Below are 14,734 nucleotides of genomic sequence, written 5' to 3'. Positions count from 1 at the left end.
ACCCCGACACCCTGAACACCTACCGTAACTTCGCCTATTGGCGGAGTGTGGCCGAGAACGCGATCAGGAATGCATTCAAAGAGCCGCAGGCCGACCAGGTGCGGGTGCTGGACCCCAACAGATCCATGATTTATCCCGTCGCCATTGATCTCGGCCAGGATGACGATGAGGGTGAGGATGAGGATGAGGTCAGTCGCGTGGACCGGTTGAAGCAGCGGCTGGCTGCGCAGTTGCGGGAGCAGGGCCCGGACCATCCATCCACTCTGGCCGCCTATCGCAACCTCGCCGACGCGCGGAGTGAGGCAGGGGATGCGACCGGCGCTGCGGCCGAGTACACAAACCTGCTGGACGCCCTGGTCCGAGTGCTGGGCTCCGGCCACCCCGACACTCTGGCCGCCCGCTACGATCTCGCCCACTGGCGGGGTGAAGCGGGGGACGCAGCCGGCGCCGCCGCCGCGTTTGAGGAACTGCTGGCCTACCGGGAACGGATCCTGGGCCCCGACCACCCCGACACCCTGAGCGCCCGCGGCAACGTCGCCCACTGGCGGGGTGAGGCCGGGGACGCAGCCGGCGCCGCCGCCGCGTTTGAGGAACTGCTGGCCTACCGGGAACGGATCCTGGGCCCCGACCACCCCGACACCCTGCATACCTACCGCAACGTCGCCCACTGGCGGGGTAAAGCGGGGAACGGCCGTTGATGAATCGACCGATTGACACCAAAGGCTGTACCGCCGACATTTCCCAAGGCTGCCGGTGGCCGGCGGCGCCAGGGTCGTTACATTTAGGCGGCGAGGTAGTGGGTCCAGCTGTTGTTGGCGTATTTCGCCCATGCCTCCGCGGTGGAGGGGTGGAGGCCGAACAGGTCGGCGATAACGATGGGCGGCAGCGTGGTGACGGCCTCGATCATGGCGGTGTTCCTGGCGCTGAGCACGGGCAGGCCATGGCGATTCAGCAGGTTGCCCACCCTGCGGGGATTGCGGGGACGGTGGGGGAAGTTGCCGGGCAGTAGGTAGGGGGAGGCTTCGTCCAGGGCCCGGCTCACACGGGTGGTGGTACGGGGCTGGGCGATCTGGTCCTTGATGAAGTGGCCCAGTCGGGGCGGTAGGAGCACAGGGGGCACCGGACCGGGCTGGTCCGCTGCGGGTCACCGACATCGGTGCGCTCCACCACTCAGAGTAGCTGTAGCGATGAGCATCTGTCTGCCCGTCAGTCAGAAGGAACCCACCATCGAGCCGCGCCCCGTGCCCGCGGATGACGGGAGGATGGATGAGATGACCGCGTACGTGGGCGGCGTACCAACACGCTCAGACCGGCCGGGCGCTACGTGAAGGCTGGACGACGGGCGATACGTCCCGGACAACAGCCGGCAGGGCGGGGCCCGTGCTCGGAGTTCCCCGCGGCACGCCGGGCGCGTTCGGTATCCACCGCCCCGACGAGGAGACGGACGAGCCGCCGCAGGACGCCCACGCGTCTGCTGTCCCCGCCCCGCGCGACGGCCGCGGCCGGTGAGCGGGATCTGGCGGCAGGTCCTGGCCGCCTACACCACCGACCAACACAACGAACGTGACCGCGAACAGCTGCTCGCCCTGGGCGCCGCGGAGCTCGCCCACGCCCGGAGCACCGAGGGTCGGCCCGCGAATGCCGAAGACGTCCAGCACATCGCGCTCCAGGAATTCGGCCTTCTCCTCGGCATCACAGCTTGGCGTTCCCTCGTGCCAGCCTGGCTTGTTCAGCACCTACCAGGAAGACCCGGGGACTGGGAGGTATCCGCTTCCTGGGCGAGGAGCGCGGGTGGTGCGGGAGCCGCCGCGGTGGGGTTGGGGAGCCAGGCGGTGGTGAAGGGGTAGTCATTGTTCACCCAGAGCACGCCGGCCAGCTCGGGAGGCATGGTCCAGCTCGGTGGATTGGACGGGTCCACCTCGACGGGGTGGTGGATGAACGGGTCGCCGAAGTTGAACTGGACGCTCAACGTGGGGGCTCCGTTGAGCAGGTCGTCGAGCTGCTGGACCTGGAGGCCGGTGAACTTGTGGGCGCCGGCCGCCACTATCAGCGGGAGTCCGGCTTCCTTCGCGAGCGCCCGGTACTTGCTGATCTTCTTCTCGATTCCGGCGGTGACCGACCGGGCGGAGACGACACCGGCCATGCTGCTCGGGGGGATGAGGATCGTACTCATCCCGGGGGGTCGCATGCTCTGGCCCGTACGGGGGTCGGCCTGGAGCAGGAAGGTGTAGCCCTGGCTCGTGAAGACGCTCCGGTGCAGAGGGGAGAGCAGTGCTCGGCGCAAATCCTGGGCGATCCTCTTCGCGGTGCGGGCATCGGGGGCGGCAAGTGGGCGCGAGGAGTCCCCGGCCACCGTCAGGACGACGGGGACCGGTATCTGCTTGAGACGCTCGACCAGGGCGTGCCACGCCTTCATCTTCGCGAACGTTCCCTGCTGCGGGCTGTGGGTGAGGACCTCGACCAATGCGACCGGTGCGCCGTCTTCACCGACGACGGTCCAGTCCGGTGTCAGCTTCCCCCACCGGCGCTCGAACTCCACGCTGAAGCCTTGCCGCCGCAGCGCCGCGCCGACGGCGAGTTCGATGACGTCGGGCCAGAAGTTCTGGTCGCGCCACAGGTTCGCGGCGAAGGTCTCCGCGGCGGCCGCCGGCAGGAGACCGAGCTGCTTGTCCAGCCAGATCCGCCAGGGCTCGTACTCATCCAGCACCGCCAGGTCGTAGGAGAGCATCCGGTTCTCCGGCGGACGCTTGCCGTAGCGGTGGCGCTGTTTGGCGACGAACTGGGGGCCGAAGCGCCGAAGGGCCTGTTCCGTGGTCATGAGCCCGGATTCTCCGCTTTCCCGCTCCTGCGCGCACCCAGTTTGAGAGGCTGCTCGTGCAGCTGGGCAGTTGGACATCGGAGTGGGGGAGTAGCGGTATGGCAGCGGGGGGCCGGCGACCGTCGGTGGAGCGTGTGCGGCAGCGCCGGTCGGCGGCCGTGCGTAGACGCGTGCACGAGAAGGCGCTCGTTGAGGTGCGTGGCTGTCTGCGGGACTGGGACGACGACCGTGACGCGGCCGGCGAGGCCAAGGCCGTGATCGATACGCTCATCGTGCCCGAGTACCAGGGCCGGGCGCTCATCGAGTTGTTGCAGAACGCACATGACGCGCACCCGGCTGGTGCTGCCGACGGACGTGTCGAGATCCGGCTGGACGAGGACGAGGGTGAGTACGGCACCCTCTATGTGGCCAATCGGGGCAAGCCGTTCAGCAGCAAGAACTTTAAGGGCATGTGCAGCATCGCCCTGTCTCCCAAGCGTGCCGACGCGGGGATCGGCCACAAGGGCGTCGGGTTCAAGAGCGTGCTGAACCTGTGCGACGCCCCCGAGGTCTACAGCGTCGACAGGGAGGGGTCCCGGGCCCCCGACGGGCTCACCTTCCGCTTCGCCCGGCCCGATGACTACGACGCGCTCGCCCGCGAGGTGGCTCCCGAGCGCGCGGATTTCGTCGGCTACTTGAAGGCGAACCTGCACACGCTGAAGGTTCCGGTCTTCCTGGAGGAAGCACCGACGACTATCCACAGCTTCACACGCCGGGGCTTCGTCACCGTCGTCCGGCTGCCGCTGAAGTCCGCCGAAGCCTGCTCGGCGGCAGCCGCGCAGGTGCGGGAGCTCATGGACGACAGTGCCCCGCCGTTCGAGCTGTTCCTCGACCGCCTGGAACGCGTCCAGCTGGAGTGGCGGGCCGCGGGGGAAAATCGGCGCAGGACGTACGACCGTCAGGTTCAGGTGCTGTACCGGGCCCGTGGCCTGAAGGTGCAGCAGGTCACCTTGCGCCGGCGGATGCGACTGATCGTCGTCTGCGGGAAGGTCGACCCGGACCGCGCCCGGGAGGCGCTCACCGCGTCGATCGAGAGAAGCGGGATGCGACCCGACTGGATGGCCTGGGAGAAGAAGGCCGAGGTGCGCATCGCCGTCCCCGTCGCCGATCCCCTCGACGAGGGGCGGCTGTACACCTTCCTGCCGATGGGCGAGCAGATCACGGCCCCTCTGCGCGGCTTCGTCCACGCCCCGTTCTTCGCCGAGCTGAACCGGCGCTCGTTCAACGCGGTGGTGCCGTGGAACGACCTGCTGCTCGACACCGTGGCCGAGACGTGTGCCCGCGCGGTGCTCGCCACGACGTACGGACGCGCCCCCATTCCCTCCGGGGCGCTGGTCGACCTGATGTGCTGGCGGTCGCCCGTGGCACTGCCCCGGCTCACCTCCGCCTTCCAGAAGCTCGGGCACGGCATCGCCCAGGTGCCGTTCGTCCCGGTGGTCGCCGCGGCGTCCGGCACGCGCACATCCCTGCACCGGGCAGTGCTGTGGGGAGGCAAGGAGCACGCCACGGCCTTCACCCCGCACGCGGTCGCCGCCACGGGGATCACCGATCTCCTCGACCCGCAGCTGCACCCCGTTCGGCTACGGGAGCTGGGCTCATTAGCCGGGAGTATGGACACGCGCCTCGAACCGTCCACGGAGCGCCTCGGCTCCTGGGCCGAGCGGCTCGCCGAGGCGACCGCCCGCGCCCCCCTCGACCCCGGATGGTGGGCGGACTTCTACTACGACCTCTCACAGGAGTTCCCCGACGGCTCGGACATAGCCGGAAAGCGGATCATCCTCACGGCCGGGCCGGCGCTGGCACCAGCTGCCGCGGAAGGCGTCTTCTTCGACCGGGAGCCCCCACGGGGGGCTTCCCTTCCGGCCCTGCCCACCGGGCTGTCGGGCAGGTTGCACTTCGTGCACGAGGCCATCACCTGGACCGGCAAAGGCCGCAAGCGCAGAGCGCAGGGCCGCACCTGGCTCAAGGCCGTCGGCCTCGTCCACGACTACAGCGCCGACCAAGTGCTCGAGGTCGTGGCCGCGGCCCTACGCGCGGACGGAGAGGGCGAAGATGACAACAACGTGCGCATGGCTTGCCTCCGCTATGCCTGCGCGGTGTCCCACACCTTGGAGAAGGAGGGGCGTAGGCCTCCGCGGCTGCACGGTCTCCGGGTCCCGACGCGGGGCGGCTGGCAGGACGCGCGCTTTGCCATGTTCGGGCCGGGGTGGCCGGGAGAGCACTCCGCAGTCGATGACACCCTGACCCGGTTCCTGGAGCATGTCCGGGAACTTTCGTCTGTGCTGACCCATACGGAGCGGCGGCTCCTTCCGCGCCCCGAGGACCTGTGCGGGGACACGCTCTCCGTCGAGGTCATGCGGCGCTTCCTCGAACGGCACGAGGTCGCTCACGGCCTCCGCCCCCGCCACGAGGCCTTCCGTAACGAAGTGCAAGGCGGGGATCTCAACCGGCCCACCCGTTTCTGGGCCCCGAACAGACAAGATCTGCTACCGCAGTGGCGGACGGCCGCCGAGCGCTGGCCGAACCGGCGGCGCGTTGGTTACCTCAGAGTTGACTACCACTCACGTTCCCGTACTACGGCCGTGCTGCCCGGACAGGACGTCTACGCCAGCTTCAGCGAGGAGGACTGCAGGCTGTATGCGGAACTCATCGTGCACGGCCTCGCCTTCGCCTGGCCCGACTCAGCGCTGGAGATGCACTTCGTACGCCACACCGACTCCACCGGGACCTGGTGGCCCACCCCGCTGGCCGCCTTCCTCACCCACGCGCCGTGGATCCCGCAGACCTCCGTCTCAGGCGACCCATCGGAGAGAACGGTGTTCGCGACCGCGGGCCGGGCCTGGTGGTGGCAGGGCACGCAGTCTCCGCCCCCGTTTCTCAGCGTGGTGCCCGCGGCCGTGCGCAGCAGTCGGTCCACCAAGCTCGTGGCACGCCTCGGCCTGCTCGGCATCCGCTCCTGGGACGATGCCGGCACAGCGCCCGACCGGCTCGGCCACCTGCCCGACCTGGTGCAGGCCAGGCCTCACCTGCGCGAAGGCAGGCTCGCGCACGAAATCAGCCGGGAGTACGAGAAGGCATGGGCCCAGCTGCTGCCCGCCCAGCGCGGCACACGCACCACCGACGGCGGACCCGCCACGCCACCGCACCGGCTGCTGGTCCACCGGGCCGGCGCCCTCGAATCGCTGGACCCGGCGCAAACAAACGAGACGGTCTTCGTCCCCGACCCTGACGGGGCTCAGAACCGGGTCCTCCTGGACCGGGTCCCGGTACCCGTAATCCCGATCGGGGACAAGGCACTTGGTGCCCGGGTCCACGCCTTCCTGGACAAGAGAGCGGCGTTCGACGTTCAGCGGTGCGGCGACGCCACACGCGACATCCAGGCCGACGGACTGCCCGTCCGTGAGGCGATTCGCCTGCCGCTGGCCCAGTACGCGGGTCCCTGGCTGCTCACGCTGGTCGCCGCTCTGCTGGAGTTCGACGAGGAGCGCGCGTCCCGGACGGAACCCGTGACCGTGGCCGAGGCGACCAACCTGCTGCGCCACTGCGAGGTGGCCGTGGCCGGCGAGGCCGTCGTCTGGATCGCCGGCCACCGTCTCACCGAGAACGGTACGGACCGCGCTCTGCTCCACCCCGACCCCGACCGTCCCTGTGTCGTCGTCGTGCACAGCGGGCTACGCACCGGCTGGCGGGTCCTCCGTACCGCCGCACCCGCCCTCGGCGCTCTCATCCGCGCGCCCCACCTCGAGCACATCCTGTGGAAAGCACTGACCCGGCTGGAGGAACGGGACCTGAAGACGGACGACGTGTCCGAGGAGGATCTCGCCGACGTCCTGGACCTGCGGCAGCACCAGCTGCACGCCGTCCTCGCCGAGCGGGCCTCGCAGCGCTCCGGAAGTCCGCGGCTCGTGCCGCTGCTCGCCTGCCTCGACCTCGACCTCGCAGAGGAACTTCAGCAACGCATCGAGGACTTCCCCGACCGTGCTGCCCTCCATGCCTGGCTCACTTCCCGGATCGGCGCGCCGGACGCGGAACGGCTCATGCGGCTCCTGGACGACGACGATCCCGAACGGCAGCTGCGGGCCCTGTCCGTAACCCTGGCCGAGGCCAACCAAGCCTGGCAGGCACTGGGCCTGCCGCAGATCGACAACACCGACCGGCACGAACGGCAGTTCGCGGCCTGGCTCCAGCGGAACCGTCCCGCACTCGCCGAGCGGGTCAGGGACGCCCACGCCGACGACTACCGCTCCGGCAGGTCCCTGACCGCCTACGTGCGGCTGCGTGCCCTGCCCGCGCTCGCACCGGACCCAACCTGGCACACGACGCTCTGGGACCTCACCGACCAACTCCTCCAGGCTCACGCGGACACCTGGCTGAACCGATCGCTCCCCGCACAACCGTCGACGTCCCGCGCGCTGGCGCCGCTCACAGAAGTCCGCGAGTCATCCACCACCGCAGTCCACCAGCATCTGCCGCGCCTACGGCAGCTGATCGAGGACTGGCAGCGTCTGCACCCGACGAGCCGCACCGTGGCGCCTCCGCCCCCGCAGGAGGTACTGCGTGCGCTGGACGACCAAGGGCGGCTGGACTTCGAGGTCCTGTCCAAGAAGGCGTTGATCACCTGGCTCAGCGACCACAGCCACTGGCCGGCGGGTATGCCGCTGTCGGACCGGCCGTCCCAGCTCGGACTGTCCGCAACCACGTCGGCACCAGCCGGGAACGGCGGTGCGACCGCAGGCACCGGCCGATCCGGAACACCCCTGCCGGGCCCCCAAGTAGTCTTGAACGGCAGGCTCGTCCCGGCAGGCCCCGACGACCTGGCGGCACTGGCCCGTGAGGTGGCAGCGGACCTGACACCGGAACAACGCGCCACCCCGGCCACGGCCGTCACAGCACTCGCGCCCCGCATTCCCCGGCCGCGCACCTCGTCACAGCCCGCCACCGGATCACAGGGCGGCTCCTACCAGGCCGCGGGCAACGACCAGGACCGCACCCTGCCGGTGGGCCTCGCGGGGGAGGCAGCGGTCGCCACGTGGCTGCACGAGCAGTTCGGCGTTGCACCACAGAACTCGTGGAAGTCGAGCCTGCGCGTGCACGGACTCGCCGGTGCCCAGCCCGGGGACGACCGGCTCGGCTACGACTTCCTCATCCACGACGGCAACACGACCTACCTCTACGAGGTCAAGTCGTCCACGGGCAACAGCGGAGAGATCATCCTGGGCGAGTCGGAGGTACGACGCGCTTCCCGGCTGGCCCCTGGCGAGACGTACTTCATTGTGTACGTCTCTGACGTCCTGGACCGCGACCGCCGCAACATCACCGTCCTGCCCAACCCATTCAGCGCCCCCGACCTCGCCGGCTACGAACTGGTCAGCACCCAGATGAGGCTCCGATTCAACCTTGGCTGAATCAATCAAGGAGAATCCCGCCAGTCGAGGGCCCGGCCGTCACCAGGTCCCCCGGCAGCGCCGCGTCCGCGCGGTGTGCGGCCCTGGCGGCCACGGCGTGCAGGCGCTTCTCCGCGACCGCACGGACCCGCCCGAACGCCGTGCCGACTCGCCACTTGGCGGCAGTTTGTGCGACATCCCGTGAGTTCCTCTGAGCCTCGTTGAGTCCCAGCCCCCGTGGCCAGGTGGTTCTTCCTTCTTCGAGTGCTCTGTGGTCGCGTGACGTAACTGGTCGTCGACGCGGTAGGTGAGGCGGTAGAGCAGGACGCATGGACCATGGTCTCCTTCGGCCCGATCGTCCCGAACCGGTCGCGCCAGGCCACGGTGTCCATGCCCATCGCAGCGGCCATGAGCACTCCGGTCACCATCGGCACCTGCTCCGGGTCGGCCATCTCGAACGACGGCAGCCGACGGATCACGGCAGGGATGAGATCGTTCAGCGGATCGAGCTGCTCCCCACCCCCGGGGGGCTCAGCGATCAAGTACCCGGTCAGCACTCCCACCAGGAACACCGTGCCCCGGGAGACCTCCTCACGCCCGACGGAGTCCATCACGTCCTTCACCCGCTGCTGCGCCTGCTGGCGCTCCTCGGCGGGCGTCCGCTTCTCCAGGACCCGGTAGGTGTCCCACGCCGCCCGGACCGCCTCATCCACCACGACGCCGTCGCTGCTCATGAAGGCGACCGTAGGCGAGACGACTTCATCCGCGAAGACCGGCTGCCCCATGGCAGTGAACCTGGACCGTCGGCCAACAAAGTTGGACGGATGAGCCTCCAGCGCGTCAACGGCACCGCCCGCCATCTGTACGGCGCCGACGTCGTCCTCGTCGTCACCAACGACCTCTTCTTCACGCACTGTCCGCCGCCGGCCCAGTGGTTGCACCCGCGCCTCGTCGGTCCGCCCGCGTTGAGCGTTCCGGTTCCCGTGCCGGACGTGTCGGCAACGAGTCGACGGGCGTCGGAGCCGGCTGGCGGGCGGACGGGGCGAAGCTGCGCTACTCCGGGGTGAGCCACTCGCGTACAGCTCACCGCGCTATAGCGGAAGCCGGGATTCCGTCACTCGTTCGAGTCGCTCCGACGGGGGCAGCGCGGTGGATTCGTTGACAAACTTATGGATCTTGGACTGCCCGGGACGTGGCATGCACGGGTGGCATGCGGGTGTGGTGCCTGTCTGCGTGATCCGAGCGCGAGACCGGTGAATTCGGGGCGTTCGCTCTCGCTGCCAGTTCTCGCTGACCGTTTCTGATCGTTTGTTACGCGGGTTTGTTAGGGCGGTCGCTGTCCTTCTTGCCTCGGGCCCCACGGGTGCCCGTACCCATAGCGCTACTTAGTGACACGACGCGGGTGCGGAAGGTAGTACTGTCCGATTCCCGGTATTCGCCGGGACGGCAAAGACCCCGGCTGCTGGTTGGCGCCTGGCCGGGGTCTCTTGTCACTCGTTGACGTCAGCTCAAGATCTCGAAGGAGAGCCCTCGTGTCTTTTCGCGTCCGCCGTTCCCGTCTCCCCGTACGTGCATATGCACCTGCGGGAAAGCCGAGTCGCGAACGTATCATCCCTGTCCCGTACGCGGTTCAAACACCGCGATGGGATGCCACCGCTGTCACCGTGCGGGGAAGTCTCCTCGTCGTGACGGTTTCTCTGCCTCTTCTCGCGATCCCGGGCCTTCTCGCGCCCCAGGCGCTGCCTCTTCTGGCGCTGCTGCTGACCGCCTCTCACGGATCGTCCCTGGTACACCGCCGGGTCCGCCGCCGCTGAGCCGGCCGGGCCCGGGGACGGAGTGACAACTCCGTCCCCGGGCCCGGCCCCGCAGTCCGCATCCGCTGCCCTGCCGGGGCGGGCACAGATACCCGCCCCGGCCCCCCGAAAGAGGTCGCCCATGTCCGCGCGTTCGCACCCCCACCCCAGTCGGCCGTCGAGCTCCAACGTCTCGATCTCGGCCGGCCGGGCATCCCGCTGCACCGAGGCACTCCGCGACATCGCCGAGGACCTCGCGGTGGTCTCCGACGAATTGCTGCACAAGACGCACAGCGCGACCGCTCCGACCACGGAGCTGCTGTGGACCGTCGTCGAGCTCGACCGGCTTGTCCAGGAGGCCGTCTCCGCTCTCGTGGTGCGCCACCGGGCCCAGGGCGAACCGCTGAGCGATCTCGCCCCCTCGCTCCGGCTCACCGAGGACCGGCTGCGCAAGAAGTTCAAGCCCGCCACCGTCGACGAGAATCTCGCCTCCCGTACACGGCCCCGGTGCGCACCCACCGGCACCCACCGGCACGACGACGACGTGCCCTCCCCGAAGAACCTGCTGCGCGCACCCCGCCAGCGCCTGGCCTGCGCCCTGACCCTCATGCAGGCCCGGTCGGGCGTCTCCCAGCGTGAGCTCGCCGAGCGCCTGGAGGTCCACCCCTCCTACGTCTCGCGCATCCTCTCCGGGGAACGCGACGCCTCCTGGAAGCACGTGATGGCCATCGCCAAGTGCTGCGAGGGCAACAGCGACCTGTTCAAGCCGCTCTGGGAAGCGGCGGCAGGCGTACGCCCCACCGGAACCGAACCGGCCCGCTACCTGCGTACCTACCTCACCGCCCTGATGTACGCCGCCGGATCACCCGCCACCGAGACAATCCTCGCGTCCACGCAGAACACCATCTCCGAGGCTGACCTGAAGCAGGCCCTGGGGGGCCCGGGCGTCCCGGTGTGGCTGGTCATCAAGCAGCTCACCCACGCGCTGCAGGGAGTCCCGGAGATCACCCGCCCGCTCTGGCGCAGCGCCATCTCCAGCACCGAGTCATCGATCCCCGCGGAGGCGTTCGGATGACCACCGCCGCCAGGAGGAAGACCATGAAGTCCCCGCCCGCCGTGCTCACGAACGCCTTCTACGCCTTCTACGATCTCCACCGCCCCGCCTACGCCATGTTCGCGGCGGCCCGCCTGCCCGCCGAGGAAGCACAGATCGCGGTCTCCCACCTCTTCAGCCTCGTCGCCGACAACTGGACCACAGTCGTCACCGAACGCCACCCCTCGGCCTGGGCCTGGGAACGGCACACCAAGGTCATCGCGCGCCGGAGCGGCCGCACCACCACCGTCGTCGAGGACATCTCGCTTCTCCACCACCAGCTGCTGCTGAGCATCGATCAGATCGCGAGCCTGACCGGCACCGAGGCTGCCACCGTCGCCGCGCTCCTGGCCGCGGCGGACCGGGAGGCCGGCGACCGTACGGGCCGTGTCCGCCTCTGGACCTCCATGATCAAGCCCGTCACGTCGGCCGAAGCCCGGTGGCGCCACGCCTTCCGTCTCCGTACCACCGCCGTGTGACGCACCCGGCCTCGGCCTGCGCCGCAGTGCGGTGCGGTGCGGTGCGGGTCTCGTCGCCACAACCCAGCCCACGATTCGACAGCCCGCCGACCGACGTCGGTCGGCGGCGTCGAAAACCTGCTAGGGGTTCAGCCGAGATACGCGCCAAAGGGGCAATGAGTTGATCTTGATGTGACTCGACGCGTGGTCAGCGCAGTGATGCCGCAGTAAATGCGTACACCTCGCCCCGGCGGCCGGAACGGTCCGCCGCAGGTCGGGACGGTCACAGCCGGGGCTCCGTGGCAGTAAATCCGATATCTACTGCCACGGTTCGGCCTTCAAGATCGTTCCGTTGCCCGTTTGCCGCATATCTCGGCTGTACCTTCAACCGACCGTCGGCGCCCCCGGCACCACGAGGCCGGCGGGCAGCTGTGTCTTCTCGTTGCGGCGTGCCACCGCCACCTGCTCGCCCGTCAGGCCCCTTGCACCGCGCAAGTCCGTCCCGTGCAGCTGGCGTCGGTGAGGTCCGCCCTGTAGAGGAGGGCGCCGGAGAGGTCCGCCCCGCCCAGGTTGGCGCCGGTGAGGTCCGCATGCTCGAAGTCGGCGAAGCCTAGGAACAGTCCGGCGAGGTCGAGGTGTTCGCCCGGGTCGACGTGGATGCGGGATGCACGGCGGGTGAGCGCGGTGAGAGCCCTCTTGGTGTCTGCCGACAGCTTCGGGGAGTAAACAGCCGGAGCTGGAGTCGGGATCGGCCGTGCGAAGTACCGCAGGACGCGGGCCGTTCTCGTGGTTGCGGGCGCGCCATCCGGCTTCGGCTGGTCCGGCCCATAGCGGCTGGGTACTTCGTGGCGGATGAAATGGCCCAGGATCTGGGCGGCGTCGGTGGCCTGTTCGGGGGAGTCTTGGACGATCTGCTCCAGCGCGAGGATGCCTCCGATCCGCACGTAGGTCTTCTCGGAGTCGAGCCGCTCCAGGGCCTTGGTGAAGCGTTCGGTGACCTGGCCCCGGTGGGACAGCCGGTAGCCGCGTGCGGTGTAGAACAGCGCGATCCCGGCGCCCAGGGCGGCGATGCAGGCCACCAGCGCGGTCCGCAGCCCGGTGACCAGCGCCGCCGATCCGGTCCCGTCACCGACCTTCTTGGTGTCGATGTGGGGGTCCAGGACGTACGGGCCTTTCCACACCAGCCACGGCAGGCCGGCTAACAGCACCGCGGCGGCCACCACGACCAGGACGACCGTGCCGTAGCGCTGTGCCGTGCGGGCGCGGCGGGCCCGTGCGCGCCGTCGTTCCAGGGAGTCCTTCATGCCGACCTACATGCCGTTCGCAGGTTCGGCGGTTGCACCAGGTCCGCATGCGGGGCCTATCCGGGTTCACGTGCGCGCCCGGCAGGGGCCGTGCGGCCCTTCGCTCTGACCACGCGTCGAGCCACATCAAGATCAACTCATTGCCCCTTTGGCGCGTATCTCGGCTGAACCCCTGCTACCACCTGACGCGGCCCGTGGCGGCCGGGCTGCGGCGCTCGGGAATTCGGCAGCCCAGCCGCCCCGTGTAGGAACATGCTCCGCCGGCTGGGGGAGCGGCGGCCGGAGCCCGGTGCGTCAGCTCGCGTCCACAAATCGAACAGACGTACCATTGGGGAGTGCCCAAGCGTGAGACCGTCTTCGATTTCCCGAGCGATCTCCTCGATGCCCAGGTCGCCCTTCACCGCGCCCGCCACGCCTCCGAGGAGTACGCCCGCACCCTCCCCTGGTCCGCCGAACCCATGACCGGCTGGGAAGCCGACAAGCAATTGCACTCCTCGTACCGGTCCAGCAAGCCCGACAGCCCCGGCTACACCGACGACCAGCGGACCGAGGTGGCCCGTCTGCGCGCGGAGGTGCTGCGCCTGTCCGCCCTGGTGTCCACGCACCCGTTCTGGGACACGGTCGAGAACGGCAAGGTGGTGGAGGCCAGGATGCGGCTGAAGCACGCCCACGAGTCGGCCGCCGAGGCGTAGCCGTGCCCGCCGATGACGCTCCGGAGGGCCAGCCGCCCGAGGGGCCGTCGCCCTTGGAGAAAAACCGGGCATTGGAGGAGTGGCTCCGCTGGCAGCTCGGGCAGGTTCAAAAACGCATCCGGGACCTGGAGGAGCAGGAGCGTGCCGCCCAGCGGTGGAAGATCCAGCAGAAGACGCCGACCTCCCCGGCACTGCTGCACCGCGGGGACTGCGGGCTGTACCAGGCCAAGATCGGTTACATCGACCGGGAACAGGCGCTGGTCGCGGTGACGATGCCGGACATCCAGTCGTGTGAGGCGTGCCGGCCGGACATCGGGCTCGGCCAGGGGTAGGTGCGGCCGTCCGGCGGGCGCCGCCGCGCGGCGGCAGAGTCATCCAACTGGCTCCAGCTCAAGACCGCAGCCGGGACGAGCACCGAGGCCATATCGGCCTTAGTCGCCGCCGAGGTGCTCGGAATCCTATTGCCCTGGCGCCCGCAGGGCGGGCACGCTTCCGGCATGCGATTCCCCGCCGAAGCCCGCCGCGACGTCCACGTCCGCTACACCCGGCCCAGCTGCATGGGCGGCTTCGCGGTGTTCACCGTGGACTTCGAGCCGCTCCCGTACGGACAGCGCGGCTTCGAATTCATCAACCCGCTCAGCCCCGACGACATCGACGCCGAGTGCGCGCAGGCGGTGAGCGACGGCATACTGCTGTGGCTGATCGGAGCAGGACCGCAGAACGTCAACTTCGACCGCCCACCCCTCCCCGCTGCGGAGGAACTCGCTGCGGGAGTACCCGTCCGCCAGGACGCCGGACCTGGTCTCATCGCCCTGCGCGCGGTGCTCCTGCACTCACGTCTGAACCCCATCGACTCCCTGCCCTGGACCCATGCGCGCGCCGGGTGGCGAGCCGCAGACAAGACCTGGCTGGGCACGGAGGCGACCGGTGACCCGATGGACCTCGCACCGTAGCCCGCGGACTGCACACCCCGTCATCGTCCGGACCTCTGCGTGACGCGGACTCGGAGCACGCAGTGGTCGGGCCGTCCGGTCGACGTGCGAAGGGCGTCCGGATGGGCTCCGCGTTCCACCCTGCGCCCTCCCGCCCGCAGGAGTATGTGCGGCGACATGCCGGACGTCCCGGCCCTGAACTTGAATGGGGCGCGGTGGTC

General features: G+C 69.4%; 13 protein-coding genes. 9 read left to right on the top strand and 4 right to left on the bottom strand.

Going from position 1 to position 14,734, the window contains the following annotated elements; translation table 11 throughout:
• Positions 1-698, top strand: a 698-nt coding sequence (locus AB0F29_RS00140) for a tetratricopeptide repeat protein (protein ID WP_361866145.1), incomplete at its 5' end; no start/stop codon positions are given.
• Positions 699-781: 83 nt separating this feature from the next.
• Here the strand turns inward: AB0F29_RS00140 and AB0F29_RS00135 are convergent.
• Positions 782-1,111, bottom strand: coding sequence for a hypothetical protein (locus AB0F29_RS00135; protein ID WP_361866143.1), 330 nt, complete (start codon positions 1,109-1,111; stop codon positions 782-784).
• A gap of 269 nt (positions 1,112-1,380) precedes the next feature.
• Between AB0F29_RS00135 and AB0F29_RS00130 the strand changes: the two genes are divergently transcribed.
• Positions 1,381-1,509, top strand: a complete 129-nt coding sequence (locus AB0F29_RS00130; protein ID WP_361866140.1) for a hypothetical protein — start codon at positions 1,381-1,383, stop codon at positions 1,507-1,509.
• A 220-nt stretch (positions 1,510-1,729) separates the two neighbouring features.
• Here AB0F29_RS00130 and AB0F29_RS00125 read toward each other — a convergent pair whose 3' ends face one another.
• Positions 1,730-2,818, bottom strand: coding sequence for a hypothetical protein (locus tag AB0F29_RS00125; protein ID WP_361866138.1), 1,089 nt, complete (start codon positions 2,816-2,818; stop codon positions 1,730-1,732).
• A gap of 158 nt (positions 2,819-2,976) precedes the next feature.
• Here AB0F29_RS00125 and AB0F29_RS00120 point away from each other — a divergent pair, with 158 nt between their 5' ends.
• Positions 2,977-8,262 carry a DUF3883 domain-containing protein gene (locus AB0F29_RS00120; protein ID WP_361866137.1) on the top strand — a complete coding sequence of 1,762 codons (5,286 nt, stop codon included), beginning with the start codon at positions 2,977-2,979 and terminating at the stop codon, positions 8,260-8,262.
• Positions 8,263-8,267: 5 nt separating this feature from the next.
• Here the strand turns inward: AB0F29_RS00120 and AB0F29_RS00115 are convergent, their stop codons facing one another.
• Entirely contained in the window at positions 8,268-8,975 is a 708-nt protein-coding gene (locus tag AB0F29_RS00115; protein ID WP_361866134.1) for a hypothetical protein, read from the bottom strand.
• A gap of 90 nt (positions 8,976-9,065) precedes the next feature.
• Between AB0F29_RS00115 and AB0F29_RS00110 the strand changes: the two genes are divergently transcribed.
• From AB0F29_RS00110 to AB0F29_RS00100, 3 genes are all read left to right on the top strand, one after another.
• Positions 9,066-9,308, top strand: a complete 243-nt coding sequence (locus AB0F29_RS00110) for a hypothetical protein (protein WP_361866131.1) — start codon at positions 9,066-9,068, stop codon at positions 9,306-9,308.
• Positions 9,309-10,176: 868 nt separating this feature from the next.
• Positions 10,177-11,109: a helix-turn-helix transcriptional regulator gene (locus AB0F29_RS00105; protein WP_361866129.1), complete on the top strand. Its 933-nt coding sequence runs from the start codon at positions 10,177-10,179 to the stop codon at positions 11,107-11,109.
• Between the two features lie 23 nt (positions 11,110-11,132).
• Positions 11,133-11,606, top strand: a complete 474-nt coding sequence (locus AB0F29_RS00100; RefSeq protein WP_361866127.1) for a hypothetical protein — start codon at positions 11,133-11,135, stop codon at positions 11,604-11,606.
• 452 nt (positions 11,607-12,058) lie between these two features.
• Here AB0F29_RS00100 and AB0F29_RS00095 read toward each other — a convergent pair whose 3' ends face one another.
• Positions 12,059-12,889: a pentapeptide repeat-containing protein gene (locus AB0F29_RS00095; RefSeq protein ID WP_361866124.1), complete on the bottom strand. Its 831-nt coding sequence runs from the start codon at positions 12,887-12,889 to the stop codon at positions 12,059-12,061.
• 335 nt (positions 12,890-13,224) lie between these two features.
• Here AB0F29_RS00095 and AB0F29_RS00090 point away from each other — a divergent pair, with 335 nt between their 5' ends.
• From AB0F29_RS00090 to AB0F29_RS00080, 3 genes are all read left to right on the top strand, one after another.
• Positions 13,225-13,581: a hypothetical protein gene (locus AB0F29_RS00090; RefSeq protein WP_361866121.1), complete on the top strand. Its 357-nt coding sequence runs from the start codon at positions 13,225-13,227 to the stop codon at positions 13,579-13,581.
• Between the two features lie 2 nt (positions 13,582-13,583).
• The gene (locus AB0F29_RS00085) at positions 13,584-13,913 is read left to right on the top strand and encodes a DUF6233 domain-containing protein (RefSeq protein WP_361866119.1); all 330 of its coding nucleotides are present in this window, start codon (positions 13,584-13,586) and stop codon (positions 13,911-13,913) included.
• A 165-nt stretch (positions 13,914-14,078) separates the two neighbouring features.
• Positions 14,079-14,534: a hypothetical protein gene (locus AB0F29_RS00080; protein WP_361866116.1), complete on the top strand. Its 456-nt coding sequence runs from the start codon at positions 14,079-14,081 to the stop codon at positions 14,532-14,534.
• Positions 14,535-14,734: the final 200 nt, after the last annotated feature.

It is taken from the genome of Streptomyces sp. NPDC026589 (assembly GCF_040638385.1).
Lineage (GTDB): Bacteria > Actinomycetota > Actinomycetes > Streptomycetales > Streptomycetaceae > Streptomyces.
This window is presented reverse-complemented; position numbering and strand designations above follow the sequence as displayed.